This is a genomic window from Alicyclobacillus macrosporangiidus CPP55 (assembly GCF_000702485.1).
GTDB classification, from domain to species: domain Bacteria; phylum Bacillota; class Bacilli; order Alicyclobacillales; family Alicyclobacillaceae; genus Alicyclobacillus_H; species Alicyclobacillus_H macrosporangiidus_B.
The window spans coordinates 1254118-1278536 of sequence record NZ_JNIL01000001.1 but is presented as its reverse complement, the minus strand read 5'-3'; the positions used below and the strand labels follow the sequence as shown (position 1 = coordinate 1278536).

The window sequence follows — 24419 nt, the reverse complement described above, 5'->3', positions numbered from 1 at the left end:
CTGATGGCCTTGGAGCAGGTGTGTAAGTGGTATTCCGTGGGCGGTGAACTCCTGACCGTGCTGCAGGACGTCAGCTTCGCCGTGTATCCGGGAGAATTCGTGTCCATCATGGGGCCCTCGGGCAGCGGCAAGTCCACGCTGATGCACATCCTGGGCTGCCTGGACCAGCCCTCGAGCGGCCGGTATTTTCTGCGCGGACGCCCTGTGGACGGACTCACCGGCGATGAGCTGGCGCGGGTACGAAACCGAGAGATCGGGTTTGTGTTTCAGAACTTTCACCTGCTGCCTCGCATGACGGCCCTGCGCAACGTCGAGCTGCCGCTGGTGTACGCCGGCGTCGCGCGCGAGGAGAGGCGACGGCGCGCCTTGGCGCGATTGGAAGAGGTGGGGCTGCAGGATCGCATCTCGCATTTTCCGAATGAACTGTCGGGCGGTCAGAAGCAGCGCGTCGCCATCGCCCGCGCCTTGGTCAACGAGCCGGCCATCCTGCTCGCCGACGAGCCCACGGGGGCGCTCGACACCCGCACGGGCCGGGAGATCATGGGCATCTTCACGGAGCTGCATCAGAGAGGCGTCACCATCGTCGTCATCACCCACGATCCCGGTGTCGCGTCGTTCGCCCAGCGCATTCTCCACATGCTCGACGGGCGCCTGGTGGGCGAAGAGAGGGGGCGCGGGGCATGAATTTCTCCGAGATGATCGCGGCGAGCTGGAGTTCGCTGATGGCCAACAAGCTTCGCTCCATTCTCACGATGCTCGGCATCTTGATTGGGGTGGCGTCCATCATCGCCATTGTCGCCATCGGCCAAGGGGGAAAGGCGGCGGTGATCACCGCCATTGAGAGCCAGGGTGCGGAGGAGACGATTCAGATCCTGCCGCGCGAGGTGGTCGAGCCCGGTCTTCCCCAGCCCGGCCAGGTGTTGAAGTTCACCGACCAGGAGTTTCAGCTCGTACGGGGTTTCACGGGCGTCGCGTCGGTGTCGTACTCCCTCTATGGCCAGGGGGTGGTGGTGTACCGCAACCACCAGGTCAACGCGTCCATCCAGGCAGGGCCCGCGCAGTTGAACGACCTGGCGCATTTCGTCGTCGTCGACGGGCGCATGTTCACCGACGCCGACGTGGCCGCCCACCGCAGCGTCGCCGTGCTCAGCCAATCGCTGGCCGGGAAGCTGTTTGGGCGCGGGATCGATCCCGTCGGCAAAGTGGTCCGCATCGCGGGCCATCCCCTTCAGGTGGTGGGCGTGGCGGCTTCCACTCAGTTCAATCTGTTCGCAAGCATCCTCGGGGCAGACTACATCTACTTGCCAGCGACCACTTGTCACGACTTCTTTCCGTGGTGGAACATCACCGAGATGGACGTGCGCATTGCGCCTGGGACGGACAAGGCGGACCTCTCGCAGCGTTTGGTGACGGCGCTCAATATCCACGCCCACAACCCGGAGGCCTTCGAGGATGCCTCCGGCTTCCTCATTGGCGTCGAGCGCATCGTCGGGACGGTGACATCCATCCTCACGCTCGTCATCGGCGCCGTGGCGGGCATCGCGCTGGTGGTGGGCGGCGTCGGTGTGATGAACATTATGCTCGTGTCCGTCACCGAGCGGACGCAGGAGATCGGCATCCGCATGTCCCTCGGGGCGACGAGGCGGGCGATTCTCTTGCAGTTTTTGACGGAATCGGTGATGATCACGGTGATGGGTGGAAGTCTTGGGATCTTGCTTGGGGTGCTCGCGTCGTGGATCGTCCATTGGACGACGCCGCTGCCGTCGGTGGTGTCCTGGCAGGCGGTCGCCATCGGATTTTTCTTCTCGGTGGCGACGGGGGTGGTCTGCGGGATCTACCCGGCAAACAAAGCAGCGCGTCTCGATCCGATCGACGCGCTGCGGTATGAGTGATGGTGACCGGCCGGCCGGGGATCACCCGACGGGGATCACCCGAGCACGCGCATGTTGCGCAGCCGGCGTACGCGTTCCGCCGTAGGCGGGTGTGTGCGGAACAAATTGAAGAACGACTCGCCGGTGAACGGGTTGACGATGAACAGGTGAGACGCCGCCGGGCTGACGCTGGCGGGGATGTGATGCGCGTACGCCTCCAACCGTTCCAGGGCATCGGCGAGCGGGTTCGGATCACCGACCAGGCGTGCGCCGGTGGCGTCCGCTTTGAACTCACGCGTGCGCGAGATCGCCAGCTGGATGATGGTGGCGGCGATCGGCGCAAGGATCATCATGACTACTTCGGCGATGGTGCTGCCGTTGTCCCGCTCGTCGCGATTTCCCATTCCAAACAGGAGCACCCATTGGAGCATGTCGGCGATGGACGTGATGACGCCGGCCAGCATGGCGGCCATCGACGAGATGAGGATGTCCCGGTTTTTGATGTGCGCCATCTCGTGCGCCAACACGCCCTCCAGCTCCCGCCACGACAGAGCTTGCAGGATGCCCTCCGTCACCGCTACCTTGGCGTGCCGCGGGTTGCGTCCGGTCGCAAACGCGTTGGGTTGCGGTGAAGGGGTCAGGTAGATCTCGGGCATTGGCAAATTCGCCCGCTCCGCCAATCGCCGAACGATGGCGTACACCTCTGGCAATTCCTGCTCGGACACAGGGCGCGACCCGGTCATCATGATGGCGACGGTCCCGCTCATCCAGTACCCGATGAAGTTCATCAGGACGGAGATGATCAGGAAGATCAGCATCCCGTGCGTGCCGCCGATCACCCGCCCGAAGAGGACCAGGATGACCGTCAACACTCCCATCAGGAGCCAGGTCTTCACGGTGTTCACGCACAAATCCCTCCTACCCGATCTGCACCTTAGGGTGTCTTACTTTCCATTGTATGTCCAGGAGCGACTCGGTAAAAGGGATAGGCCACCCGGGCTTGCAAGGGCTTTATGAACATTTCTTTGTGACAGCCGTTTGTTTCCGTGCGGAGGATTCGCTATACTGTAACACCGTGATGGCACGATAAATGGTTGGAAAGTGTGCACGCGAGGTGCTTTGGCACAGTGTCCGGTTCATACAATCCGGCACGAGGATTTCTGGGGAAAGGGATGTGATCCGCGTGCGGCTCGGTCTGAACATCGAGTACGAGGGCAAGACGTACGACATCCTGGAATTGCCGCCGGAGGCATTTGTGGGGATGGTGCCCGGGTTGACGGAAGAGCAGTTCCGCCGGCTGGACGAGGCGTTTCGTGCGGTGTGGCCCGAGACCACGGTGCGGCGCCACCATATCCTCGGCTTCGTCGCCGAACAGGCTGGGACATCCATCGACTACCTGCTGCTCAATCGCGAACACATCCACTTCGACGAACTGGACATTTCCTCTTATATTGAAGAACACGATCAGCGCCGGAACCGGCCGTCGTGATGGCGCGGGGGGACGGGTCATGGCGGCGATCTTTGTCGTGGTTCCGGGAAATGAGCAGGGCGGCGCGGCGACCCACCTGGTGGCATTCGCCCGCGCCGTACGGGAAGCCGGGCTGGACGCCCGGTTCTGTTTTTTGTCCCTCGGATCGGGCCCGCTGGCGGACCGGTTGCGGGCTGTGGTGGCGGTGGAGCACCTGCCGGCATCGCCGGTACAGGCGTTTCGAGCGCTCACCGTCCGGATGCGGGCGCAGCCGCCGGACAGCCTGTGGCATGCTCACGGACCGCGGCTAAATGTGCTGGTCGCGACGGCGGCCCGCATGACCGGCCGACGGTGGGTCTCCACCATCCACAGCGACCCGCGGAAGGATTTCCTCGCCAGCGCTTGGAAATCGGCCGTGTTCACGCGGTTGAATCTGACGGCGCTTCGGAGCTCGTCCGGAATGTTCCTATGCAATCCGTCGTTTTCGGATCTCGTCCCGGGGAAACCCTGGTTTTGGGTGCCCAACGCCCTGGCCGCCGAGCCCTTGCCGGAACCCGCGGCGGTGTATCGGACACGCCTTCGCAGCCAATTCGGGATCGATCCGGACACGCCCGTCGTCGGGATGGTCGCCCGGTTGGACCCGGTGAAGGACATTCCCACGGCCATCCATGCCATGGCGAACCTGCCGGGTGTGCACCTCGCCGTCGCTGGCGACGGCGGGCAGCGTACCGCTCTCACGGCGATGATCGCCGAGCTGGATCTGAAGGATCGGGTGCATCTTCTGGGCCACATCCGGGAGATCGGCCCATTTCTGTCTTCTCTGGATGTGCACGTGTTGGCCTCGCGCAGCGAAGGTCTGCCCTACGCGGTTCTGGAGGCGGGATACTACGGCATTCCGAATGTCATGTCCGACATTCCGGCCGCCCGCGGTTTGATTGAATCGGAGCGCACCGGTCTGTTGTTCCCGGTGGGGAATGGTGCGGTGCTCGCGGCTCAGATTCGGCGCCTGTTGGACGATACCGATCTGGCCAGGAGGCTGGCCGCGTCCTTTCAGTCGGAGATCCTGCCCCGCTTCACACCGGCGCGGATGCTGGACGCTTATCTGGAGGGGTATCGTGCCCTTGGGGCGCCGTGAAAAATTGGGCGGAATTCCCCGTGTTTCTGCAAGAAAATGTGGTTGCAAATCCAGGGGGCAGGTCTTATACTATCTGTCGTAATGTCTGGCACACCAGATTGGAATCATTTTCAAACTGGAATGTTCGCCGTCACTTAAAGGGTTAGGACCTCACCGGACTAACTTTCCCCCGTGGTGAATGTGCGACTTCCACATGCCTGATCGGGCATGGCTATTTTTATGGGCAAAGGGGGAGCTTTGTCATGGACACGATGGGCCGTCACGTGATCGCCGAACTGTGGGGTTGCCCTGCCGACAAGCTGAATGATCTACCAAGCATTGAACGCATCATGGTGAACGCTGCACTCGAGGCTGGGGCCGAGGTGCGAGAGGTCGCATTTCACAAATTTGCGCCTCAAGGTGTGAGCGGAGTGGTGATCATCTCCGAGTCGCATCTGACAATTCACAGTTTCCCGGAACACGGGTACGCGAGCATCGACGTGTACACGTGCGGAGATCGCATCGACCCAAACGTGGCCTGTGACTACATCACAAAGGCGCTCGGCGCGACTCGCCTGGAGGCCATCGAGGTGCCGCGCGGCGTCGGTCCGATCCAGGTCCAGGACGTCAAGGTGCGCGCGTTCTGAGCCCTCGGCGGCGATGCATCAGACGATTCATCCCTTGAGCTGATTCGGATTTCAGATGAAATCCTCCACCAACGAACGCAAGAAAGCGAGAGCACTTTGCTCTCGCTTTTTCACGTTCCGTGGTGTGTTCCGACTGATGTTCCATCGTGCGAGCTGTCGTGGAAACAGGGATCGCAGGGGCCGTCGTGTTCACTGCTGTCACGGCATCGGCCGCCCGTCAGTCGGCGAACACCTTTTCGTGATGCGTGGGCAGTTCCCGGTCCAACAGCACCTTGCCGTTGCCCGCGTCGACGATCACCAGGTACTTGTCCTCGTCATCCTCCGCAATTCCGATGTACACCAGATTGGTGCGGATGTTGCGCAGCTGCAGATGGGTCACCTTCATACCTGGATGGGCGGCAGCGACCGCCTTCTCGGCATCATGTGGGGAACACTTGGCGAACTTCTGCAGCTTTTTGGTGTACGCATCGCGGCTGGCCTCATACGCTTCGCGAAGGTCCTGCCGGGAGACTTGGACACTGGATTTGACATCGAATTGGTGCATGTCATCGGCCATACCGTGATGGACATCGGCAGCGGCTCGGGCAACATCGTCTGCGCCTGCAGGGGCGACGGTGGCGACTGAGTCGTCAACGCCACGCCAAAGATGTTCACCTGCCAGGGCGGGCTGCACAAACGCAAACACCGCTAGGGTGGGAAGGGTCATCCACCGGATCTTCATCTTCATCGAGACATCCTCCTGTTCTGGGTGGTGGCCACGGCACAACACGGCCTGAAGCGTAGGGTGCCCAGAATGAGCCTGGGTCATGTGTGAAATTGGTTCTTGCATTTTGAAGGCAAGGTCGCTATACTGAGAACCGTTGACGCCGCGATTCGAGCGCGGCGCAGCCGCGCCAAAGCGACTCGCGGGACCGTAGCTCAATGGGAGAGCACTGCGCTGGCAGCGCAGGGGTTGTGGGTTCGAATCCCATCGGTTCCACCACAATGGGCGCGCCCAAAGGGTGACCGGCGAGTGAGCGGACGGGTTTGAACCCGTCCCGGACTCGAGGCAGGCAGACATGGCTCGGTAGCTCAGTCGGTAGAGCAGAGGACTGAAAATCCTCGTGTCGGCGGTTCGATTCCGTCCCGAGCCACCAGATGTTTCACCGGCGCGCCAACCCGCAACGGGTTTTAGGGGCACGATTCACAATTGAATGATCGGGGAATGCATGCGGAAGTGGCTCAGGGGTAGAGCATCGCCTTGCCAAGGCGAGGGTCGCGGGTTCGAATCCCGTCTTCCGCTCCATTTGTTTCGGCGCCATAGCCAAGTGGTAAGGCAGAGGTCTGCAAAACCTCGACTCGCCGGTTCGAATCCGGCTGGCGCCTCCAGAAAAACACAGGGGTGACGTGGCCTCTCGGGTTTCCGGGAGGCCGCTCTGTTTGACCCCTTCTACCATTTTTCTACCCTTCGGGTATCGAAATGGTTGTCTCCTGGTTTTCGAAGCAGGTTGTCGATTTGGTGTGCGGCTTCACGCTGAAGACCGGGCAAGACGTGGCTATACGTGTCCAATGTGATTTGAACGGTCGCGTGGCCGAGCCGCTCAGAAACGACCTTTGGGTTGACACCTTCCTGAAGGAGTAGGCTGGCATGGGTGTGTCGAAGGTCATGGAATCGGATGCGCGGCACATCAACTTGGCGGAGCGCCCTGTACCATGCCGTATTGAGTGAATTAGGAGACAAAGGATCCCCGTATTCGTTGGTGAATACCCAGTCACTGCAGCGATATGCCTTGCCGAGCAAGAGCTTATCTTGCGCCTGCATAGCTCGTTGCGTATGTAGCGCTTCAATGGAAAGCCTAGGCAGGGCAACATATCGTCGACTTCGATCTGTTTTGAGTTCCTTTACCATAGGTTGACGTTTCACATAATCCAGTGTGCGTTGTACACTCACATAGCCTCGCTCCAGATCCACATCTGACCACTTTAGACCCAGAACCTGAATCCGTGACAAGCAGGTGTAAAAACTACTGAAGCACTTGTGATTTGTCGCGTAGAATCGGGATAGTTTGGATGTCCGTTCCCTTCAATCCCCCTTCACCTCAGAGGTGAACCCCCTTGCGCTTTATCATCGAAGAATCCGACGAAGTCATTGTCACACATTCTGGAATGACCCTTGTCGGTTTATTGCTGGACAAAACCACTCTCGGTGAACGCCTGAATCGGACTCGCCTGTCAGGCATGGGAAAACCAGACATTTCAAACCGAGATGTAGCGTACTCATACATCGGCCTGCTTTGTCAAGGCAAGACGGACTTTGACCACATCGAAGCCTTTCGTGATGACGAGTTTTTCACGATCGCACTACAGATGGACAGCGTGCCTTCGAGCCCAACGCTGCGCCAGCGTTTGGATATGGCAGCCGGAAAGGCCGGCTGGGAGAGTATTTTACTCGAAGAGTCCGCAAACCTCTTGAGGACCCTGGATGTTACACTGCATCCGATTGTGCTGGGTGAGTCATCGAAACGCCGGGCTTACATTCCCCTGGACCTTGACGTGAGCCCATTTGATAACTCGGGAACGAAAAAAGAAGGCGTCTCCCGCACGTACAAAGGCCACGATGGATACGCCCCAATCTTTGCTTACCTCGGCCAAGAGGGCTATGTGGTCAATGTTCAGCTGCGTGAAGGCAGTACCCATGTTCAAAAGGATACAGCGGCCTTCTTGCGCAAGAGTATTCAGTACGCAAAGCAGATTTCAGCCCTTCCGCTGCTCGTTCGCATGGATGCCGGAAATGACAGTGCAGAAAACCTTGCCGTGTGTCGTTCTCAGGACAGCAGGGCCGAGTTCATTATCAAACGGAATCTGCGAAAGGAAAGCCCCCAGGCCTGGCTCGTGACCGCCCATCAGCACGGTGTATGCCACGAACCTCGGCCAGGCAAGAAAGTGTATCACGGTTCGCTGATGTGCCCGGTCAACGGCCTGTCGGAACCAGTTCGGATGGTATTCGAAGTCATCGAACGGACCACCATGGCCGACGGGCAAACCCTGTTGGTCCCAGACATCGAGATCGACGCCTACTGGACCTCACTGCCCGACGACCCAGATGTGATCATTCGTCTGTACCATGACCACGCCGTGATGGAACAGTTCCACAGCGAAATCAAGACGGATCTGGACGCTGAACGGTTACCGTCAGGCAAGTTCGCAACCAACAACCTGGTGCTGCATTTTGTATGCATGGCTTATAACTTGCTGAGGGTGGTTGGCCAGGAAAGCCTGAAACGCAACGATGCACCCCTGCGTAAGAAGGCTGAACGTCGTCGTATCCGGACGGTGATTCAGAACTTGATGACCTTGGCTGCGAAGCTCGTCCGACACGCGAGGCAGACCAAACTGAAGCTGGGGCATGGGAACCGATGGTTCCCTGTGTTTCGCCGTTTGTATTTGACTTTCGTATAACATGTGCCGTCTTGTGGCCTGGGAACAAAGCCTGACGATGAACAGGCCGGGGAAGTTATTCGCTTCTGCGGGAACTGGCGTTCCCTTACGGTTGAATGCGATGGAATCGCTCCACGCACCAATGCAGTCGCAGCCCGTTCGATGCAAGATAAACGCCGCATGAGTGCTCGACAGGTACCCTGTCACGGATTCAGGCCCATCTTTGATGGGACTGATTCGCTATGCCCTTCTGAAGACTTTAGTGAGACTTTAGTGCTTGTTAAGTTTCAGGATAGTAGTGTTGCTTCATTCGGTGGACGAAAGTATGATGAACTTGAGAAGGGGACGTTCCCTAAAGACGCGCTTTTTACCCCTTCGACTACGACGAAAGGAGGATCTGCCATGGCGGGAGCAGGGCAAGGGGCGGTCGTGGAGGCGCCGCTGGAACAATTGTTGGTGGAAAAGCTGACAGAACCGCAAATAACGGAGCAACTAATTCGTCTCCTCGATAAGCTGGAGCACGTGACGTTTCTCCTCGATATGGTGGAGGGTTTTTTGCGTCGCGGACCTGAAATCGCTGATTCGGTCAACGATCTCGTTATTCTTTTACGAGAGAGTTTGTCTAAGCCCGAGTACGTGACGCGATTAGAACTCGCCTTTGCCGCCGTGCGTCGCATGCAAGAGTTTCTCGATTCCCCTCAAGTTCAAGAACTGTTGAAGTCCGATGTCCTCGACGTACGGTCCGTACAGTTAGTTGGAAAATTGTCACGTTCGATGATCGAAGCCTCTGAAGAAACGGCAAAGACGGATATCAAGCGCATCGGACTCTTTGGGCTCATGCGGGCATTGAGTGATCCAGAGGTACAACCGGCCCTGAATTTCGTTATCAGTTTTGCACGACATTTTTCGAAGGAGCTCAGCGGTGCATGAACTCTCTATCGCCCAGAGTTTGGTGGAACTCGCCATCGAAGCAGCGGCAGATGCGGGGATAAAACCCGTGAAGGCGGTTCACTTGAAGCTCGGTACGCTATCGGGTGTGGTCAAGGAATCCTTGGAATTTTCCTTTGACATCGTCACCGAAGGGACGCCACTCGAAGGTGCCAGGCTTGTGATTGAGGAAGTTCCGGTAAAAGTGTTTTGCCCTGATTGTCGAGAGGCACATGTGTTGCCTGAACCGTTTCCCATGCGCTGTCCCGTGTGTGGGGTAAAGACAGGTCAGGTACTCGAGGGGCGGGAGATCGAATTGTATGCCTTGGAAGGAGGTGAAGGGGATGCAGGAGACGACGTCGAATCCACGGATCGTTGAGATTCGCCAGAACGTGTTGAAGAAAAATGACCTTCTGGCGCGGGGGTTGAGAAAACGGTTTCTTGACGCCGGTGTCTACGTTACCAACTTAGTCTCGAGTCCAGGTGCGGGAAAGACGACATTGCTGACGGAAGTCTTGACTCGCCTCGGGCAACGATACAGGGTGGCTGCGTTGGTGGGCGATTTGGCCACAGAAAACGATGCGGAACGATTGCGCAAAAGTGGAGCCCAGGTCCGTCAAATCACCACTGGTACAGTGTGCCACCTTGAGGCGGAAATGGTTGAAAGAAACCTCGAGGGATGGGACATGAGAGATATTGATTTTCTCTTTATTGAGAATGTCGGGAATCTCGTGTGTCCTGCCAGTTATGATTTGGGCGAAAATGAACGCGTGGTACTCTTTTCGGTAACAGAAGGCGAAGACAAGCCGGTGAAATACCCCACCATCGTCAACAGCGCAGATCTCGCAGTGATTACGAAGGTCGACTTAGCTGAGGCAGTGGGATTTCAGCGGGAGCGATTCTATGAAGCATTGAGTGAGGTGCGACCGGGTATCCCGGTTCTTGAGGTTTCTGCTCGTTCAGGTGAAGGGATCGACGAGTGGGTGTCTCATCTGGAAACAGCGAAACGGTCGTGCAAGGAGATGGTTTCAACCTCCTAATTGCCATATGTGCAATCATATTCAAGGGGTTGACGTATTGGGTTCGTGATGTCCCTCTATGGAGGTGTGGAGATTGGCCAACGTTCTTTGGATGCACGGCGGTGCATGCAACGGCAACACGCAGTCGTTCCTAAATGCTGAGGAACCAACGGTCATTGATTTGGTTACCGATTTTGGTATCAACATTCTCTATCATCACTCTCTGTCTATGGAGTTTGGAGAACAGGTACGTCACGTGTTTGAACGTATTCTCGACGGTGAAGTCCCGTTGGACATTTTTGTGGTGGAAGGGACGGTCATTCAAGGGCCGAACGGCACCGGACGCTACGACATGTTGCTGGATCGGCCGAAAAAAGATTGGATCTGGGAATTCGCCCACAAGGCCCAATACGTTGTCGCGGTCGGCGACTGCGCGTGTTGGGGTGGGGTTCCGGCGACCAGTCCAAATCCGTCTGAATCGATAGGCCTACAGTATCAGAAAGGCTCTCACGGCGGATTTTTGGGCGCGGATTTTCGTTCGAAGGCAGGTTTACCCGTTATCAACATCCCTGGTTGCCCGTCTCACCCCGACTGGGTGACTCAGATTCTCGTCGCTATTGCCACGGGTCGCGCGGAAGATGTTCTGCTGGATGAACTGCAAAGGCCGCAGACGTTTTTCAAGACATTTACTCAAACCGGATGCACGCGCGTACAGTACTTTGAGTGGAAAGAGCCTGTAGAAGAGTTTGGCCAAGGTACACGCAAGGGCTGCCTGTTCTATGAGCAGGGTTGCCGCGGCCCAATGACCCATTCGCCTTGCAATCGAATCCTATGGAATCGCCAGTCATCCAAAACGAGAGCGGGAATGCCTTGCATTGGTTGCACGGAACCGCAGTTTCCGTTCTTCGATCTCGCTCCCGGAACGGTATTCAAAACACAAAAGATTTTCGGTTCCATTCCGAAGGAAGTTCCGAAGGACAGCGATCCGCTCAGTTACTCTGTGACTGCCGCGCTCGCTCGAGCCGCAGCACCGAAGTGGGCTCGGGAAGACATGTTTGTGCCCTGATGCGAAACGGGTCGATACGCCTTTGCTCCGCCGGACGGGGTTGATGCGGTGAAGTTTCACTCACAAGGTAGGTGTACAAGTGTATGAGTAAGCAAGGGGTTGAAGTCTCCAAGAAAATGGAACTGAAGGTCCATTCGTTGGGGCGGGTGGAAGGTGACCTGGATGTCCGGGTTGCCGTGGAGGACGGCGTCGTGGTCGATGCATGGACGGAGGCCACAATGTTTCGTGGGTTTGAGATAATTCTGAAAGGAAAGGACCCGCAGGCCGGATTGATTGTCACCCCCAGAATTTGCGGTATTTGCGGCGGGAGCCACTTGACCAAGGCGGTGTACGCTCTGGATACCGCTTGGCACACTGAAGTGCCTCCCAATGCGACGCTAATTCGCAATGTTGCGCAGGCGGCTGAGACAATCCAGAGCATTCCCCGGTGGTTTTACGCGCTGTTTGCCATCGGTCTAACGCATCAGAATTATGCGTCCTCCGATTTGTACGACGAAGTGGTCCGCCGTTGGGCGCCTTTTGAGGGCGAACACTACGCGATTGGTGTCACCGTTTCGAGTAAGCCTGTCGAAATCTACGCGATTTTCGGCGGCCAGTGGCCGCACTCCAGCTTCATGGTTCCAGGTGGCGTGGTCAGTGCCCCGACGCTCTCAGACATCACACGTTCGATCAGCATTTTGGAACACTATCGGGAAACCTGGTTGGAAAAGATCCTGCTCGGCTGCTCGGTGGAGCGGTGGTTGGAGAACAAGACCTGGTCGGACGTGCTGAATTGGCTTGATGAACGGGCAGCACACCGGAATTCCGATCTAGGACTGTTCATCCGCTACAGTATGGACATCGGGTTGGACAAGTACGGATCCGGGCCTGGGCGATACTTGGCTGCCGGGAGTTTCCCGCATCCGCAGAAGTACCGCTTTCCGACCATCGATGGGCGGAATGCGGCATTGATTTCCCGGTCCGGCGTGTATGATGGCAAGACTTTCCATGATTTTGATCAAGAGCGGATCCGGGAAGATCATACGCATTCGTTCTTCCGCGGGAGCGGGTCTTTGCATCCGTTCGTTGGGGTAACCGACCCCATCGATCCGGTGGAAGGGCAGAAAGAAGGCAAGTACACGTTCGCGAAGGCGCCGCGCTATGAGGTACCTGGCATGGGGGCGGTGTCGTTGGAGGCGGGTCCGCTAGCTCGCCAGGTGATAGCCGGACGTCCGGGGGCGGAGGAATGGCAGGACTACGATCCCCTGTTCCTGAACATCATCCAGGAAATCGGACCCAGCGTCATGGTTCGCGTCTTGGCCCGCCTGCACGAGGCCGCGAAGTACTACTTGCGGATGCGCGACTGGCTGAAACAGATCAATTTGAACGAGAAGTTCTATATCAAGCCTCGCGAGTTGCCGGAGGGTCGCGGTTTTGGGGCCACCGAAGCGGCGCGGGGTGCTCTCATGGACTGGCTTCAAATCAAGGATGGCAAGATCGACAATTACCAGGTGATCACGCCCACAGCGTGGAACATCGGACCGCGCGATGGCCAAGGCCAGCGCGGTCCGATTGAAACGGCGATGATTGGCGTCCCGGTACGGAATCCAGAAGATCCAGTGGAACTCGCACACATTGCACAGAGTTACGACTCGTGCCTGGTTTGCACGGTGCACGCGTATGACGCTAAGTCACATCGGGAGTTGGCCAAATACGAAGTCGTGAAGATGTGAAGGTGACAGGGGGGCGAGGTGTCGGCCGGTGTTCGGTGGCACCTCTCCTTTCACATCTTCTGAAGAGAGGTGTCGGGGTGACTGCCATCATTGGATGCGGGAATCTGATCCGGAGTGACGACGGCGCCGGTCCGATGCTGATTCGGAAGTTGTGGGAGCTGGGCGTTCCGGAAGGAGTGCGCTTGGCCGACGGCGGTACAGCGGGGATGGACGTCATCTTTCAGATCGGAGATGCGAAAGAATTGATCCTTGTTGACGCGTGTACGTCAGGGGCGGAGCCGGGAACCATCTTCGAAGTGCCCGGGGAGGAAGTGGAAGCCCCTCCACTCAAAGAAGTGAACCTGCACAACATACGCTGGGACAACGCCATCGCGATGGGGCGATGGCTGTTGAAGGAGCGCTTTCCTAAAAAGGTGACGGTCTTTCTCATCGAGGCCGAGAATTTGGAACACGGTTTTGGTTTGTCGCCGGCGGTGGAGGCGGCGGTGGAACGGCTGGCGCGAGATTTGATTCAACGCTTGGAGGAGCAGCAGTGCAGATTGAGCTGACATCCACAGGATACCTGTACATTCCCGCCGCAGAAGCGTGGCGGTTCCCTGTGGGAACCGCCGTCGCTTTGGTTCGCGGCGATGAACTGTGGCTGATGCCGGTGAGGCATGCGGGATCCGGAGGTCTGCTGCTGAAACTTCGAAATGCCCGCGGAGACCGCAGTTTGTTTGTCCAGGAGTTTCTTCCGGAAGGCGTGCCGCCGGGTCCGCGCGAGGCGGTGTGGGACGAGGAACTTGGCGCCTTGCGGATACCTCTTCGGCGGTCCACGGATTCAATAGTGTGACGGTTGACGCAGATATATTATCACTTGAAATGAGGGAGCCTGTTGCGGCCACAACCTATCGGTGTGTTTCCTGGAACCGCGGGCTTTCTGTTGCTGCCCTCGGTGCCGGAAGGAGAACAACTGCTGCCGCTGTTGTTGCACGGCTTTCTGCCCGAACGGTGGCCTGACCCATGGCGGTTTTATGCCGCCGCGGTAGGGGGCCAGAGTGAGGAAGCTGTCGCGGAGTTGCTGACAGGCGACTCTGCAGGGGCGTACAATCGATTCATTCTCATCCCGAATGAAACGACGTACGCTTCCGCGGAACGGGTATTGGAAGGCGAAGAGCGGCTCCTGTTGGACGCGGCGGCGTGGCGTTTTGGATTCCGCAGTTCGCCTCCGCCGCTTGCCGAGTCTCGGGACGAGGTCCGCGCGTTTTTACTAGCAAGCCACGCGTACGACGCTTTTCAGCGGGAAGATTGGCGAACCGGTCTTGAAGTCTTGCTTGAGGCTGCTCATACGGTCCGAGACGTCTCGCCGGTGTTTTCGGCCCGACTGTATGCGGAGTGGGCCGCAACCAGACACATGCTCGGGGACGACGGGGACGAGACGATCAACGGATACCGGACGGCGTTGAAGTTGTTGGAGGTTTCGTCGTTCGACGAGACGCGCGCCGAACTTTGGTTCCAGTTGGGCACTGCGCTGCAAGCCACGGCTGGCGGGCGGAAGAGCATTCTGGTTGAGGCAGTGAACTGCTACCAAGAAGCCCTGAAGGTGTACAAAAGAGACACCTATCCGGAGAGTTACGCAATGGTTCACATGAACTTGGCGTTGGCATATCTTGCCATGCCTGCGACGGATCGAAGCGCACGGCTGCGCACGGCGGTGGCGATTCAATCGCTGCGCGAAAGCCTGCGCATCTATACCAAAGAGTCATACCCGGAGTTGTGGGCGAGTGCGACGTTGAACCTGGCAAACGCCCTGCAGCACGTGAAGACGTCGCATCAGGAGGACAACCTCTGGGAAGCCGTGGCGTTGTACGAAGACGTCTTGACCGTACGCCGACCGGAGGACGACCCGGTGGCATACGCGAGAGTGTTGGCGAATCAGGGCAACGCATTGGCCCATCTTGGCGCGTTTTCGCGGGCAGTTCCCCGTTTGGAGCAGGCGCGCGCGTACTTTGAGGAACACGGGGAGTATGAATCGGCCGAGGCCGTGGATGCCGTTCTCGCTGAGATTGAAAAAAAACGTTTGGCTCACTCTTAGGGCCGAGTGGAATGGGGACGGGCGTGAGTGCGCGGTGGTGGAGGATACGGGATGGATCTGCATGAACAGGAATATGTAAATCTTCTTCTGACAATGGCTGTCGAGCGTTTCAGCGAGCGCATCGTGCAGCGGAACGGAGGGACTGAAAGCGCGCTGCGCCGGCTTCGCGCCAACCCGGAAGGGGAGGGCGTGTGGATCATCGAGTTTGTACAGGCGTTTTTTCGTGATTTACTTCTCGATAATCCAGCTGGGTCCTGCTTGGTTCTTGAGGCGCTGTCTAATGAGCGGTTGAGCTTTTCGCCTTGGGACGGCGAGGAACGCAGCCGGATTGGGGACGTGCTCCATCACATGGCGATTCGTTCCTTCGCCGCTGTCTTGCAGAGCAAAACCGAAGAGGCTTTGGAGCAGGCTTTGGTTTTTGGAGGCGATTGACGTGAAAGTCCTGGAGGAGGACTTCACTACCCTGGCTGAGCGCGTGGACCGGGCCTTGGCATCGATTCGGGACATGCCTGAGAGCGAACGCGAGAAAGCCATGGAGTTAAAGAAGTCGATTGAGGCGTTCCACGAACTGGCCTTGAGAAAGATTGTGCGTGCGCTCCGCGAAACGGAGGCAGGCAAGGAGGTATTGCTCAAGGTTGTGGAAGACCCTGCGGTGTATGCGGTGCTTCTGATGCACGGCATCATTAAGCAGGACCTGTTCACTCGCGTCGCCACAGTCATTGAAGAAGTGCGTCCGTACATGCAGTCCCACGGAGGCGACGTGGAGTTGGTGAAGGTCGAGGGGAACACCGTCTATGTCCGGTTGAACGGCGCTTGCTCCGGTTGTTCGTTGTCGGCGGTGACCTTAAAGAGGAGCGTTGAGGAAGCCATCAAGGCTCGTGTTCCAGAAATTGAATACGTCTTGATGGCCAAGGACGAACTCGCGTCCGGGTTCATGCCTCCAGGTATCGTGGGCGCGGACGTCAACCTGGAACAGAGTGGCTGGGTACAGGGACCACCTACCTCAGAATTGGAGGAGGCGCGGCCCGTTCGCGTGGTTCACGACGAGTACGACCTGTTGGTGGTGCGCGTGGACGGGAAGGTCATGGCTTTCCGTAACTCGTGCCCACACATGGGTCTGCCCTTGCATAAGGGGCTTGTCGACGGTACCGTACTCGTCTGTCCTGGGCACGGTTTCCGCTTCGACCTGACCAGCGGAGAATGCCTCACGGCGCCCTACGTACAGTTGGAGCCCTTTCCTGTGCGTGTGGAGGACCACCGGGTATGGATGCGGTTGGACTGAAGGTGCGGCCCGAACGGTGGCTGGGAGGACCAGCCCCTGGAGGACTCGCACTGCCGCCTGCCAATCCCAATCGAGTGCACCTGTACGCTCCGAGAGGCGTCTATGGTGACGATGATGTGCTGGTCGTGGCAGACAGCGGGAATCACCGGGTGCTCATATGGTTCGGATGGCCAGACACTGATCATGCTCCGGCCGACGTGGTGTTGGGCCAGCCGGATTTTGAGGCAGAGGGGCCCAAACTGTTTCACTTGCCAACCGGTGTGGCGGTCATCGAGGGGCGGCTTTTCGTAGCCGACGCTTGGCATCACAGGATCCTGGTCTGGAACAATATCCCATATTTCAACAATCAGCCCCCTGATGAGGTGCTGGGCCAGCCCGATTGGGAGAGCATTGCGCCCAATCGCGGTGGTAAAGTGGATGCGACAGGCCTCTATTGGCCGTATGGCTTTGCGTACATCGACGACTGGTTTTACGTAGCTGATACAGGTAATCGCAGAGTGTTGGGGTGGAAAGGCGTCCCTCGCGATGGCCAGCCACCGGATCTGATTCTCGGTCAACCAAATTCTCGTGAGAACAGAGAAAATCGGGGAACGGGTGTGGGACCGGACACGTATCGGTGGCCGCATGCTCTGGCGGGAGATGGGAAGACGTTGTACGTCGCCGACGCAGGAAATCATCGGGTTCTGGGTTACTCACCCCCTCCGCTCGCGGATCGACCGGCAGACCTGGTTCTCGGTCAAAGTGGGTTTGATCAGGCGTTTGAGCTTCCACATGTCCCTCAAGGCCCTAGGCGATTCCGGTTTCCTTACGGCATCGCTAGGAGTGGACAGGTGTTGGCGGTGGCGGATACGGCGAACAATCGGGTTCTGCTGTACGAACAGTTGCCGCGAACCGGGACATATCATCCCGCTTCCTGTGTCATCGGGCAGAGCGACTTCGACGGATCGGGGGAAAACCGGTGGAAGGCGGTAGAATGGGACAGCCTATGTTGGCCGTACGGCATCTGGTATCACAAGGATCGTCTCTTGATTGCCGATTCCGGGAACAATCGCGTCATGATCTGGCGACTCGGAATCGAATCCATCGGATGATCGCGATTAGGAGGGACCGCCTATGTGCTTAGCCATTCCTGGGCAAGTGGTTGAGTTGGTTGACGAGGAACGCCATTATGCAACGGTGGATGTGTCTGGCGTGCGGCGAAAGGTTAACATTGGTCTGCTCACGGAAGAAGGACTCAATGTCGGGGACTGGGTGTTGATTCACGTGGGATTCGCAATGAGTAAGATCAGCGAACAAGCAGCGATGGAGCAGTTGCAACTGCTGAACCTGCTGGGAGAAGCGGAGAGTGCTCTTGAAGAGCTTAGCGGGTATCGCTTTCCTGAAGAAGAGGCGTCTCATGCAACGCGCGCCTCTTCGCCAGTCGAAGGAAGGGAAGGGTGAAACGATGGACGTCCATCTTGAAATAGAGCCCTTTGGATGCCGGACGTTGGCGGATGACGGGTGTTCCACCTGCGGAGACGTCGCAGTTCCGGTGAAGGTTATTGAAGTCCGTGGGAACGACGCGGTGGTGGAAGATCGATTGGGCGTAACATCGACGGTCGCGATCGATTTTGTCCCTGAGGCCCTACCGGGCGACATCCTCTTGGTCCACATGGGCATGGCGTTGGCCAAGGGATTGGAGGTGCGTTTATCGCATGAAGTACGTTGACGAGTTCCGCGATGCCGAATTGATTCGCAAGACGTCGGAGGAGATTCACCGCTTGGTGGATCCCAATCGGAAATACCGGTTTATGGAGGTTTGCGGCGGGCACACATTTTCCATATTTAGGTTTGGAATTCAGAACTTGTTGCCCGGAAACATTGAACTAGTCCACGGACCGGGGTGTCCCGTGTGTGTCCTTCCCATGGGCCGCATGGACGATGGTTTGACCATCGCCCAACAGAAGAATGTGATCTTTACTGCTTTCGGTGACGTCATGCGGGTGCCAGGGCGAAAAGGATCGCCCTTGGAGCTGCGGGCCAAGGGAGCCGATATCCGAATGATCTACTCACCGCTGGACGCCTTGAAAATCGCGGTCGATCACCCTGATCGAAAGGTGGTTCTTTTCGCGATCGGATTTGAAACAACAGCTCCATCGACCGCCTTGACGCTCCTTCGCGCGCGCGATCTAAACGTGTCCAATTTCTTTGTGTTCTCCAACCACGTGCTCATTTTGCCGGCGATTCGCGCCATCTTGGATTCGCCGGACATGCGTATCGACGGTTTTCTCGGACCTGGCCATGTTTCGGCGGTCATCGGGGCCCGGCCGTACGAGTTCATCACGAAGCATTACAATAAACCTTTGGTGATCTCTGGGTTTGAGCCGCTGGATTTGCTGCAATCAATTCTGATGTTGGTCAAACAGTTGAAGGAAGGTCGTTGCGAGGTAGAGAACCAGTACAGCCGCGTTGTGCCGTGGGAGGGCAATGTGCCTGCACTCAACGCTATGAATAAGGTGTTCGAAGTTCGGCCGTTCTTCGAGTGGCGAGGCTTGGGCTTCATCACTCAGTCGGCGCTGAAATTGCGGTCCGAATTCTCGCAGTGGGACGCCGAAGTTCACTTTGAGGTGGAAGGGGTTCGCGTCACCGATCCCAAGGCGGCCCAGTGCGGTGAGGTGTTGAAAGGGGTATTGAGGCCGCATCAGTGTAAGCTGTTCGGGAAAGAGTGCACGCCGGAACATCCAGTGGGCGCCCTGATGGTATCCTCCGAAGGGGCGTGCGCAGCCTATTATCATCATGTCCACTTGCGGCAAGCGGTCGGTGAGTAATCCGTCAAACAAGGGTACGTCATCATGTCCCTGCTAGAGAACGCCTGTGGCGAGTTCCGTGAGGTGATTCTGTTAGTAATGACGCAAAACTGACACGCTAGCGGAGCCGCTGCAGGGAGATAAGCCTTAACAACGCAAGCGCCAGGACGAAGGAGAGAATGCGGATGACGACCACCAAGATTCATTTCACGGATGACCACATCGGGCTGGCTCATGGCGCAGGCGGGAAAGCCAGCCGGCGGTTGATAGAGGGGTTGTTGGTTCCGTACTTGGTGGACGGCGCGCCGACTGAGTTGAACGATGCGGCGTATCTCGACGTGAACGGATCCCGCTTGGCCGTGACGGCGGACAGCTTTGTTGTAAAGCCGCTCGTCTTCCCTGGAGGGTCCATCGGAGAACTTGCCGTCAACGGCACCGTAAATGATTTGGCCATGGGAGGGGCGAAGTCGCTGGCGCTGCTGAGCACGCTCATTTTGGAAGCTGGCTTGGCGACGTCGGAACTGGAGCGCGAAGTGGCTGCCATGGCACGAGCCGCGCAGCGGGCCGGTGTGTCCGTGGTGGGCGGAGACACAAAAGTCGTTGAACACGGCAAAGCGGATGGCATGTTCATCACCACGGCGGGCATTGGTTTGACCGATCCGCGGGTGCATCTCTCCGGACAAAACGTTCGGCCAGGGGACCAGGTGATCCTTTCCGGGCCCATTGGAGATCATGGGATCACAGTCCTGTTGGCCAGGGGTGAATTGGATTTGGAGGCGGATCTGACGTCGGATACGCGGCCGCTGTGGCCGTTCGTGTCCGCGCTCATCGACGCCGCAGCGCCGGGTCTGAGGTGGATGCGGGACCCGACGCGCGGCGGCGTGGCCACGGCACTGAACGAATTGGCAAGAGACGCTAAGGTTGCCGTAGTGCTGGACGAAGAGGCGATTCCGGTACGTTCCACCGTCCGCGGTGCCTGCGAAATTCTGGGGATGGATCCTCTTCACATTGCCAACGAAGGTCAGTTTCTTGCGATTGTCTCACCAGACTATGCTGATGTCGCGCTGGAATCCATTACGCGAACACCAGGTGGAGAGGGTGCGAGACGGATTGGAGAGATTCAAGAAGCACCCAAGCGGGTCGTGCTCGCGCGTTCCCGGTACGGAGGCACGAGGGTGGTCGATATGCTCGTGGGGGATCCGTTGCCACGGATCTGTTGACCTAGGAGAATGGGATCCATGGAACGCCTGACGGAATGGGTGAAAGAACGTCTCCATGCGCGAAACGAGGTCTCGCTGCGGTTTTTCCCCAGAGAATCGGCTCGCCTTGCGCGCGCGTGCCGAGAGATGGCAGAACGGTTCCTTCGCGGCGGCCGCCTGCTCGCATTTGGCCGGGGGGTGTACACGACTGATGCACAGCACGTGTCCGTCGAGTTCGTGCACCCTGTCATCGTCGGGAAGCGGGCTCTCCCGGCTCTCGACCTGTCCATGGCGTTTTCCGAATGGGTGAGAGCGAGCGTGCAATCGGATGACATTGTCATGGGTTTTGCTCCTCCGGAGGGGGACGCTACTGTCGAAGAGGCATTGGCGTTTGCTCGCTCAAAGGGTGCACTGACATTCGCATTGCCAGGAAAACATGGGGATTACGCAGTGACGCCACCCGACGGAGATCCGTTCATCCACCAAGAGATGATTGAGATTTTGTATCATACCCTGTGGGAGACGGTTCACGTCTTCTTCGAACATCGGGAGTTGGGGCAGGAGGCGGGCGCAGCGTCGTTCTTGTATCCGTTTCTTGGATCGCAACGGCAGGACACGTCGCACGTCGTGGTGGAAGTGGCTCGCTCGATTGAGGAAAAGGCCAAGGATGTCGTTCGGCTGCGCGAGAGAGTCGCGGAAGAAGAGTCGGAACAGGTGGTTCGGGCCATCCGGACGATGGCAGACCGGTTCGGCCAGGGAGGCAAGTTGATTGTCTTTGGCAATGGTGGCTCGGCGACAGATGCCAACGATTGGGCACTGGAAATGGTGCTCCCTCCGGAAGGGTTGACGCCCTATCCTGCCGTTTCTTTGGCCATGGAGCCGGCCATTCTCACGGCACTGGCAAACGACGTGGGACCAGACGTGATGTTTCTGCGCCAACTCATTGCCCAAGCCGGCCCCCACGATGTGGTCGTGGCGATTTCCACCAGCGGTGGATCGAAGAACGTACTGATGGCCCTGGAGGAGGCGCGAAAGCGAGGTTTGACGACCATGGCCCTGCTCGGGTATGACGGGGGTGAGGTCGTGCGCAGGGCGTTGGCGGACGTCCCCATCGTGGTTCGCTCGGACTATATTCCCCGAATTCAAGAGGTGCAGGCGAGCGTGTACCATATCATTCGTGAAGGCTTAGAGAGGTGCTAAAGGAGGATGCTGGAACTGTACGGCACGAAAGGTTGTCCCTACACGATGGAATTGCGCGAGTCCTTGCAGTGGGACGGGGAGGAGTTTGTGGAATACGACGTGGAGGAGGACAGGGAAGCCCTGAGGCGTCTCGTGGCGTTGACAGGAGGCCGAACCGTGCCAGCCTTGGTTGAGGGTGAACGTGTGATCCAGATCGGGGTCGGCGGCCGCGGCTGCATGGTTGCGCTGCCACCTGACATGAAGGAGACGTCTGTGTACCGAGGTGGGGGTTGACGTGAAGGCGGCACGCAACATACGTATCCGCGGCGTCGTTCAGGGAATCGGGTTCCGCCCTTACGTCTTTCGCCTGGCGAAGCAGTGGGGACTGAATGGGTGGGTGCGCAATGGAGAAAGCGGCGTAGAGATCCACGTGGAGGGCGAGTCGAGCGGCGTGGATGCGTTCATTGAAGAGATCACCGCGCGCCCGCCGGCGTTGGCGCAAATCACCGATCTGAGAGTCGAACACGCGGCCATACAAGAGTTTTCTGATTTCGAAATTCGTGAAAGCATGCGCCATGACCGGCCGACGGTGCACATTCCCGCCGACCTCGCCGTGTGCCCGGCGTGTATGAGTGAGTTGTTCAGTCCGACAAACCGCCGCTACATGTATCCTTACATCAACTGTACTGAGTGCGGTCCGCGCTACACTGTCATCGAGGCACTGCCATATGACCGCCCGTACACGACGATGAAAGCGTGGCCCATGTGTTCGGACTGTGGAGCCGAGTATCACGAACCAACGGATCGCCGGTTTCACGCGCAGCCGATCGCGTGTTCCAAGTGCGGCCCCCATTACTACATGCGGTGGCAAGGCGGCGAAATGCGCGGCGAGGATTGGAAAGTCATAGAGAGAACGGCCAACCTTCTTCGCGAAGGGCGCATCCTGGCGATCAAAGGGTTGGGTGGGTATCATCTCGCCTGCGACGCTGAGAACGGTCAGGCGGTGCAGACATTGAGGGAACGGAAGCGCCGAGGGGCGAAGCCGTTTGCCGTGATGGCCAAGGACCTGGAAACAGCACGGCAGCTGGTCGAACTATCGCCTCAGGAGGAGCGTTTGCTCATTTCCCCTGCCAGTCCGATTGTTCTGGCTCGTGCTCGTCGGTTACTTCCAGGCGTGGCTCCGGACAACCGCGACCTGGGAGTGATGTTGCCGTACACGCCGCTGCACCACCTGTTGTTCTATTTCGGAGCGCCCCCGGTGCTCGTAATGACGAGTGCCAACCGTTCCAGTGAGCCCATCGTTTATACCGACGAGGACGCAGTGAAAGCGCTTCAGGGGCTTGCCGATGCTTGGCTCATCGGCGAACGCCCCATCGCGCGCCGCGTCGATGATTCCGTGGTCCGTGTGAGTGCGTACGGGCCGATGGTGTTTCGCCGCGCCAGGGGATATGCTCCGCTTCCCGTGACACGATTGCCAACCGATCGCTCCATTCTCGCTCTCGGATCTGATTTGAAAAATACCATCACATTGGTTGTGAACGGACAAGCAGTCGTCAGTCAGCACTTGGGCGATTTGACTCGGTACGAGGCATACACTGCATTTGAACAAACCGTCCGAGACCTTTTGTCGATGTATGACGTGCCACTAGAGAAGACAATCGTGGTCTACGATCTCCATCCCGACTATCGTTCCGCTCAGTTCGCTCGTGAGTTGGACACAGCCGAGCGGGTTGGCATCCAGCATCATCGGGCCCACGTCGCATCCGTGTTGGCGGAACGAGCTGCTCTTGACAAGCGGGTGATCGGTGTGGCGTTGGATGGAACAGGCTTTGGCGATGACGGGGCGATCTGGGGTGGGGAGATCTTTGTTGGCAGCGCAGCAGAAGGATTGGAACGGTGCGGTCACCTTCGCTATGCCGTGCTTCCTGGTGGCGATGCGGCAGCCCGTGTTCCGCTTCAAGCACTGGCTGGTTTCTTTTCGGACGTGCCGGAACTGGCGACGGACGTTGGCAGCCAATTGGCGCTTCCCGAACGGTATTTCACGGCGTTGAAATTGATTAAAAAAGGACTTCGCACATTTGCCACCACCTCTGTAGGCCGGCTTTTCGATGCGACGGCCGCTCTTTTGGGATTCACCGAGGCCATTTCGTTTGAGGGCCAGGCAGCCATTTGGCTCGAACATCTAGCCAGTACAGCCTCTTTGGAGAAGGTGTATCCTTTTCCGTGGGATGGAAGGGAACTGGATTATCGTCCTCTCATGCAAGCGATGGTGGAAGATCGCTTGAATGGACGGGACGTGGCGGGCATTGCCCGGTCGTTCCACCGGAGCATCGCGGAAGGCATATTTAGAAGCGTGATGTCTTTAGGAGAAACCTATGGGATCGACACTGTCGTGTTGTCTGGCGGCGTGTTTCAAAATTTCCTTTTGCTATCCGATCTGAAGGAGTTATTTGCCGACAGTGTCATGGACGTATGGATAGGCAGGTTGATTCCTCCTAACGACGGCGGTATCAGTATTGGGCAGGCAGCGCTCGTGGCTGCAATGCATCGGTATGATTGATGGGTAAGGTGTGACGATCTTGGATGTTACAATCTGTTAATAGCGAATAGATTCCATCGACACATACAGAAATGTGAACCAAATGAAGGGAGCCTATT

At 58.0% G+C, this 24419-nt stretch carries 27 protein-coding genes, 4 tRNA genes and 1 pseudogene; 29 read left to right on the top strand and 3 right to left on the bottom strand.

All coding sequences use genetic code 11. From position 1 onward, the window contains the following. Together N687_RS0106630 and N687_RS0106625 are read left to right on the top strand one after the other, a co-directional pair. Complete coding sequence (locus N687_RS0106630) at positions 1-684, top strand: ABC transporter ATP-binding protein (protein WP_197029357.1); 684 nt, start codon at positions 1-3, stop codon at positions 682-684. Beyond that, the gene (locus N687_RS0106625) at positions 681-1892 is read left to right on the top strand and encodes an ABC transporter permease (protein ID WP_029421106.1); all 1212 of its coding nucleotides are present in this window, start codon (positions 681-683) and stop codon (positions 1890-1892) included. The genes N687_RS0106630 and N687_RS0106625 overlap by 4 nt, the downstream gene beginning before the upstream one ends. Positions 1893-1927: 35 nt before the next feature. Here N687_RS0106625 and N687_RS0106620 read toward each other — a convergent pair whose 3' ends face one another. Then, positions 1928-2776 (bottom strand): zinc metalloprotease HtpX, encoded by an 849-nt coding sequence (locus N687_RS0106620; RefSeq protein ID WP_029421105.1) that lies wholly within the window; start codon positions 2774-2776, stop codon positions 1928-1930. A gap of 269 nt (positions 2777-3045) precedes the next feature. Here N687_RS0106620 and N687_RS0106615 point away from each other — a divergent pair, with 269 nt between their 5' ends. The 3 genes from N687_RS0106615 (at position 3046) to speD (ending at position 5100) form a co-directional block, all read left to right on the top strand. Further along, positions 3046-3360, top strand: coding sequence for a hypothetical protein (locus N687_RS0106615; protein ID WP_231493419.1), 315 nt, complete (start codon positions 3046-3048; stop codon positions 3358-3360). Positions 3361-3379: 19 nt separating this feature from the next. Next, the gene (locus N687_RS0106610) at positions 3380-4474 is read left to right on the top strand and encodes a glycosyltransferase family 4 protein (RefSeq protein WP_051663008.1); all 1095 of its coding nucleotides are present in this window, start codon (positions 3380-3382) and stop codon (positions 4472-4474) included. 242 nt (positions 4475-4716) lie between these two features. Next, positions 4717-5100: an adenosylmethionine decarboxylase gene (speD, locus tag N687_RS0106605; protein ID WP_029421102.1), complete on the top strand. Its 384-nt coding sequence runs from the start codon at positions 4717-4719 to the stop codon at positions 5098-5100. Positions 5101-5317: 217 nt separating this feature from the next. Here the strand turns inward: speD and N687_RS0106600 are convergent, their stop codons facing one another. Next, entirely contained in the window at positions 5318-5827 is a 510-nt protein-coding gene (locus tag N687_RS0106600) for a PepSY domain-containing protein (protein WP_081841207.1), read from the bottom strand. 180 nt (positions 5828-6007) lie between these two features. Here N687_RS0106600 and N687_RS0106595 point away from each other — a divergent pair. The 4 genes from N687_RS0106595 (at position 6008) to N687_RS0106580 (ending at position 6468) form a co-directional block, all read left to right on the top strand. After that, positions 6008-6082, top strand: a tRNA-Ala gene (locus tag N687_RS0106595). Positions 6083-6160: 78 nt separating this feature from the next. After that, a tRNA-Phe gene (locus N687_RS0106590) sits at positions 6161-6236 on the top strand. A 74-nt stretch (positions 6237-6310) separates the two neighbouring features. Further along, positions 6311-6385 (top strand) — tRNA-Gly (locus N687_RS0106585). Between the two features lie 8 nt (positions 6386-6393). Further along, a tRNA-Cys gene (locus tag N687_RS0106580) sits at positions 6394-6468 on the top strand. A gap of 61 nt (positions 6469-6529) precedes the next feature. Here N687_RS0106580 and N687_RS22925 read toward each other — a convergent pair. Beyond that, positions 6530-7090 (bottom strand): site-specific integrase, encoded by a 561-nt coding sequence (locus N687_RS22925; RefSeq protein ID WP_081841206.1) that lies wholly within the window; start codon positions 7088-7090, stop codon positions 6530-6532. Positions 7091-7194: 104 nt separating this feature from the next. Between N687_RS22925 and N687_RS0106565 the strand changes: the two genes are divergently transcribed. The 20 genes and pseudogenes from N687_RS0106565 to hypF all read left to right on the top strand — a co-directional run bounded on the left by N687_RS0106565 (position 7195) and on the right by hypF (position 24321). Then, positions 7195-8538 carry an IS1380 family transposase gene (locus N687_RS0106565; protein WP_029421100.1) on the top strand — a complete coding sequence of 448 codons (1344 nt, stop codon included), beginning with the start codon at positions 7195-7197 and terminating at the stop codon, positions 8536-8538. Between the two features lie 381 nt (positions 8539-8919). Further along, positions 8920-9447, top strand: a complete 528-nt coding sequence (locus N687_RS0106560; RefSeq protein ID WP_029421099.1) for a DUF1641 domain-containing protein — start codon at positions 8920-8922, stop codon at positions 9445-9447. Next, on the top strand, positions 9440-9823 hold the full coding sequence (gene hypA, locus N687_RS0106555) for a hydrogenase maturation nickel metallochaperone HypA (RefSeq protein WP_029421098.1): 384 nt from the start codon (positions 9440-9442) through the stop codon (positions 9821-9823). The genes N687_RS0106560 and hypA overlap by 8 nt, the downstream gene beginning before the upstream one ends. Beyond that, a complete protein-coding gene (gene hypB / locus N687_RS0106550) occupies positions 9789-10484 on the top strand; it encodes a hydrogenase nickel incorporation protein HypB (protein WP_029421097.1) in 696 nt (231 codons plus the stop codon). Before hypA ends, hypB begins: the two co-directional genes overlap by 35 nt. A 73-nt stretch (positions 10485-10557) precedes the next feature. Next, on the top strand, positions 10558-11529 hold the full coding sequence (locus N687_RS0106545; protein WP_029421096.1) for a hydrogenase: 972 nt from the start codon (positions 10558-10560) through the stop codon (positions 11527-11529). Between the two features lie 83 nt (positions 11530-11612). Beyond that, positions 11613-13241, top strand: a complete 1629-nt coding sequence (locus tag N687_RS0106540; protein WP_029421095.1) for a nickel-dependent hydrogenase large subunit — start codon at positions 11613-11615, stop codon at positions 13239-13241. A 77-nt stretch (positions 13242-13318) separates the two neighbouring features. Next, positions 13319-13789: a hydrogenase maturation protease gene (locus tag N687_RS0106535; protein ID WP_029421094.1), complete on the top strand. Its 471-nt coding sequence runs from the start codon at positions 13319-13321 to the stop codon at positions 13787-13789. Next, the gene (locus N687_RS0106530; protein WP_029421093.1) at positions 13774-14073 is read left to right on the top strand and encodes a hypothetical protein; all 300 of its coding nucleotides are present in this window, start codon (positions 13774-13776) and stop codon (positions 14071-14073) included. The genes N687_RS0106535 and N687_RS0106530 overlap by 16 nt, the downstream gene beginning before the upstream one ends. 42 nt (positions 14074-14115) lie before the next feature. Further along, on the top strand, positions 14116-15315 hold the full coding sequence (locus N687_RS0106525) for a hypothetical protein (protein ID WP_029421092.1): 1200 nt from the start codon (positions 14116-14118) through the stop codon (positions 15313-15315). A 51-nt stretch (positions 15316-15366) separates the two neighbouring features. Further along, positions 15367-15747 carry a hypothetical protein gene (locus N687_RS0106520; protein ID WP_029421091.1) on the top strand — a complete coding sequence of 127 codons (381 nt, stop codon included), beginning with the start codon at positions 15367-15369 and terminating at the stop codon, positions 15745-15747. A 1-nt stretch (position 15748) separates the two neighbouring features. Continuing rightward, positions 15749-16597, top strand: coding sequence for a Fe-S cluster biogenesis protein NfuA (locus N687_RS0106515; protein WP_029421090.1), 849 nt, complete (start codon positions 15749-15751; stop codon positions 16595-16597). Then, positions 16516-16905 (top strand): annotated as a pseudogene (locus N687_RS24705) (hypothetical protein); the annotation flags it as partial. The gene N687_RS0106515 and the pseudogene N687_RS24705, both read left to right, overlap by 82 nt. 522 nt (positions 16906-17427) lie before the next feature. Further along, the gene (locus N687_RS24700) at positions 17428-17688 is read left to right on the top strand and encodes a hypothetical protein (protein WP_231493657.1); all 261 of its coding nucleotides are present in this window, start codon (positions 17428-17430) and stop codon (positions 17686-17688) included. A 22-nt stretch (positions 17689-17710) separates the two neighbouring features. Next, entirely contained in the window at positions 17711-18037 is a 327-nt protein-coding gene (locus tag N687_RS22920; protein WP_081841205.1) for a HypC/HybG/HupF family hydrogenase formation chaperone, read from the top strand. Positions 18038-18041: 4 nt separating this feature from the next. After that, positions 18042-18305, top strand: a complete 264-nt coding sequence (locus N687_RS0106500) for a HypC/HybG/HupF family hydrogenase formation chaperone (protein WP_029421087.1) — start codon at positions 18042-18044, stop codon at positions 18303-18305. After that, on the top strand, positions 18292-19404 hold the full coding sequence (hypD, locus tag N687_RS0106495; protein ID WP_029421086.1) for a hydrogenase formation protein HypD: 1113 nt from the start codon (positions 18292-18294) through the stop codon (positions 19402-19404). The genes N687_RS0106500 and hypD overlap by 14 nt, the downstream gene beginning before the upstream one ends. A gap of 164 nt (positions 19405-19568) precedes the next feature. Next, positions 19569-20603, top strand: a complete 1035-nt coding sequence (hypE, locus tag N687_RS0106490) for a hydrogenase expression/formation protein HypE (RefSeq protein ID WP_081841204.1) — start codon at positions 19569-19571, stop codon at positions 20601-20603. Positions 20604-20621: 18 nt separating this feature from the next. Next, on the top strand, positions 20622-21782 hold the full coding sequence (locus tag N687_RS0106485; RefSeq protein WP_197029218.1) for an SIS domain-containing protein: 1161 nt from the start codon (positions 20622-20624) through the stop codon (positions 21780-21782). Positions 21783-21788: 6 nt separating this feature from the next. Further along, the gene (locus tag N687_RS0106480; RefSeq protein ID WP_029421083.1) at positions 21789-22055 is read left to right on the top strand and encodes a Uxx-star family glutaredoxin-like (seleno)protein; all 267 of its coding nucleotides are present in this window, start codon (positions 21789-21791) and stop codon (positions 22053-22055) included. A gap of 1 nt (position 22056) precedes the next feature. Next, complete coding sequence (hypF, locus tag N687_RS0106475) at positions 22057-24321, top strand: carbamoyltransferase HypF (protein ID WP_029421082.1); 2265 nt, start codon at positions 22057-22059, stop codon at positions 24319-24321. Positions 24322-24419 lie beyond the last annotated feature (98 nt).

Excerpts from the sequence above, each read along its gene's own strand:
- N687_RS0106625 (WP_029421106.1), top strand. The coding sequence starts at position 681 with ATGAATTTCTCCGAGATGATCGCGGCGAGCTGGAGTTCGCTGATGGCC.
- N687_RS0106610 (WP_051663008.1), top strand. The coding sequence starts at position 3,380 with ATGGCGGCGATCTTTGTCGTGGTTCCGGGAAATGAGCAGGGCGGCGCG.
- speD (WP_029421102.1), top strand. The coding sequence starts at position 4,717 with ATGGACACGATGGGCCGTCACGTGATCGCCGAACTGTGGGGTTGCCCT.
- N687_RS0106600 (WP_081841207.1), bottom strand. The coding sequence starts at position 5,827 with ATGAAGATGAAGATCCGGTGGATGACCCTTCCCACCCTAGCGGTGTTT.
- N687_RS0106560 (WP_029421099.1), top strand. The coding sequence starts at position 8,920 with ATGGCGGGAGCAGGGCAAGGGGCGGTCGTGGAGGCGCCGCTGGAACAA.
- hypB (WP_029421097.1), top strand. The coding sequence starts at position 9,789 with ATGCAGGAGACGACGTCGAATCCACGGATCGTTGAGATTCGCCAGAAC.
- N687_RS0106540 (WP_029421095.1), top strand. The coding sequence starts at position 11,613 with ATGAGTAAGCAAGGGGTTGAAGTCTCCAAGAAAATGGAACTGAAGGTC.
- N687_RS0106520 (WP_029421091.1), top strand. The coding sequence starts at position 15,367 with ATGGATCTGCATGAACAGGAATATGTAAATCTTCTTCTGACAATGGCT.
- N687_RS22920 (WP_081841205.1), top strand. The coding sequence starts at position 17,711 with ATGTGCTTAGCCATTCCTGGGCAAGTGGTTGAGTTGGTTGACGAGGAA.
- N687_RS0106500 (WP_029421087.1), top strand. The coding sequence starts at position 18,042 with ATGGACGTCCATCTTGAAATAGAGCCCTTTGGATGCCGGACGTTGGCG.
- hypD (WP_029421086.1), top strand. The coding sequence starts at position 18,292 with ATGAAGTACGTTGACGAGTTCCGCGATGCCGAATTGATTCGCAAGACG.
- hypE (WP_081841204.1), top strand. The coding sequence starts at position 19,569 with ATGACGACCACCAAGATTCATTTCACGGATGACCACATCGGGCTGGCT.
- N687_RS0106485 (WP_197029218.1), top strand. The coding sequence starts at position 20,622 with ATGGAACGCCTGACGGAATGGGTGAAAGAACGTCTCCATGCGCGAAAC.
- N687_RS0106480 (WP_029421083.1), top strand. The coding sequence starts at position 21,789 with ATGCTGGAACTGTACGGCACGAAAGGTTGTCCCTACACGATGGAATTG.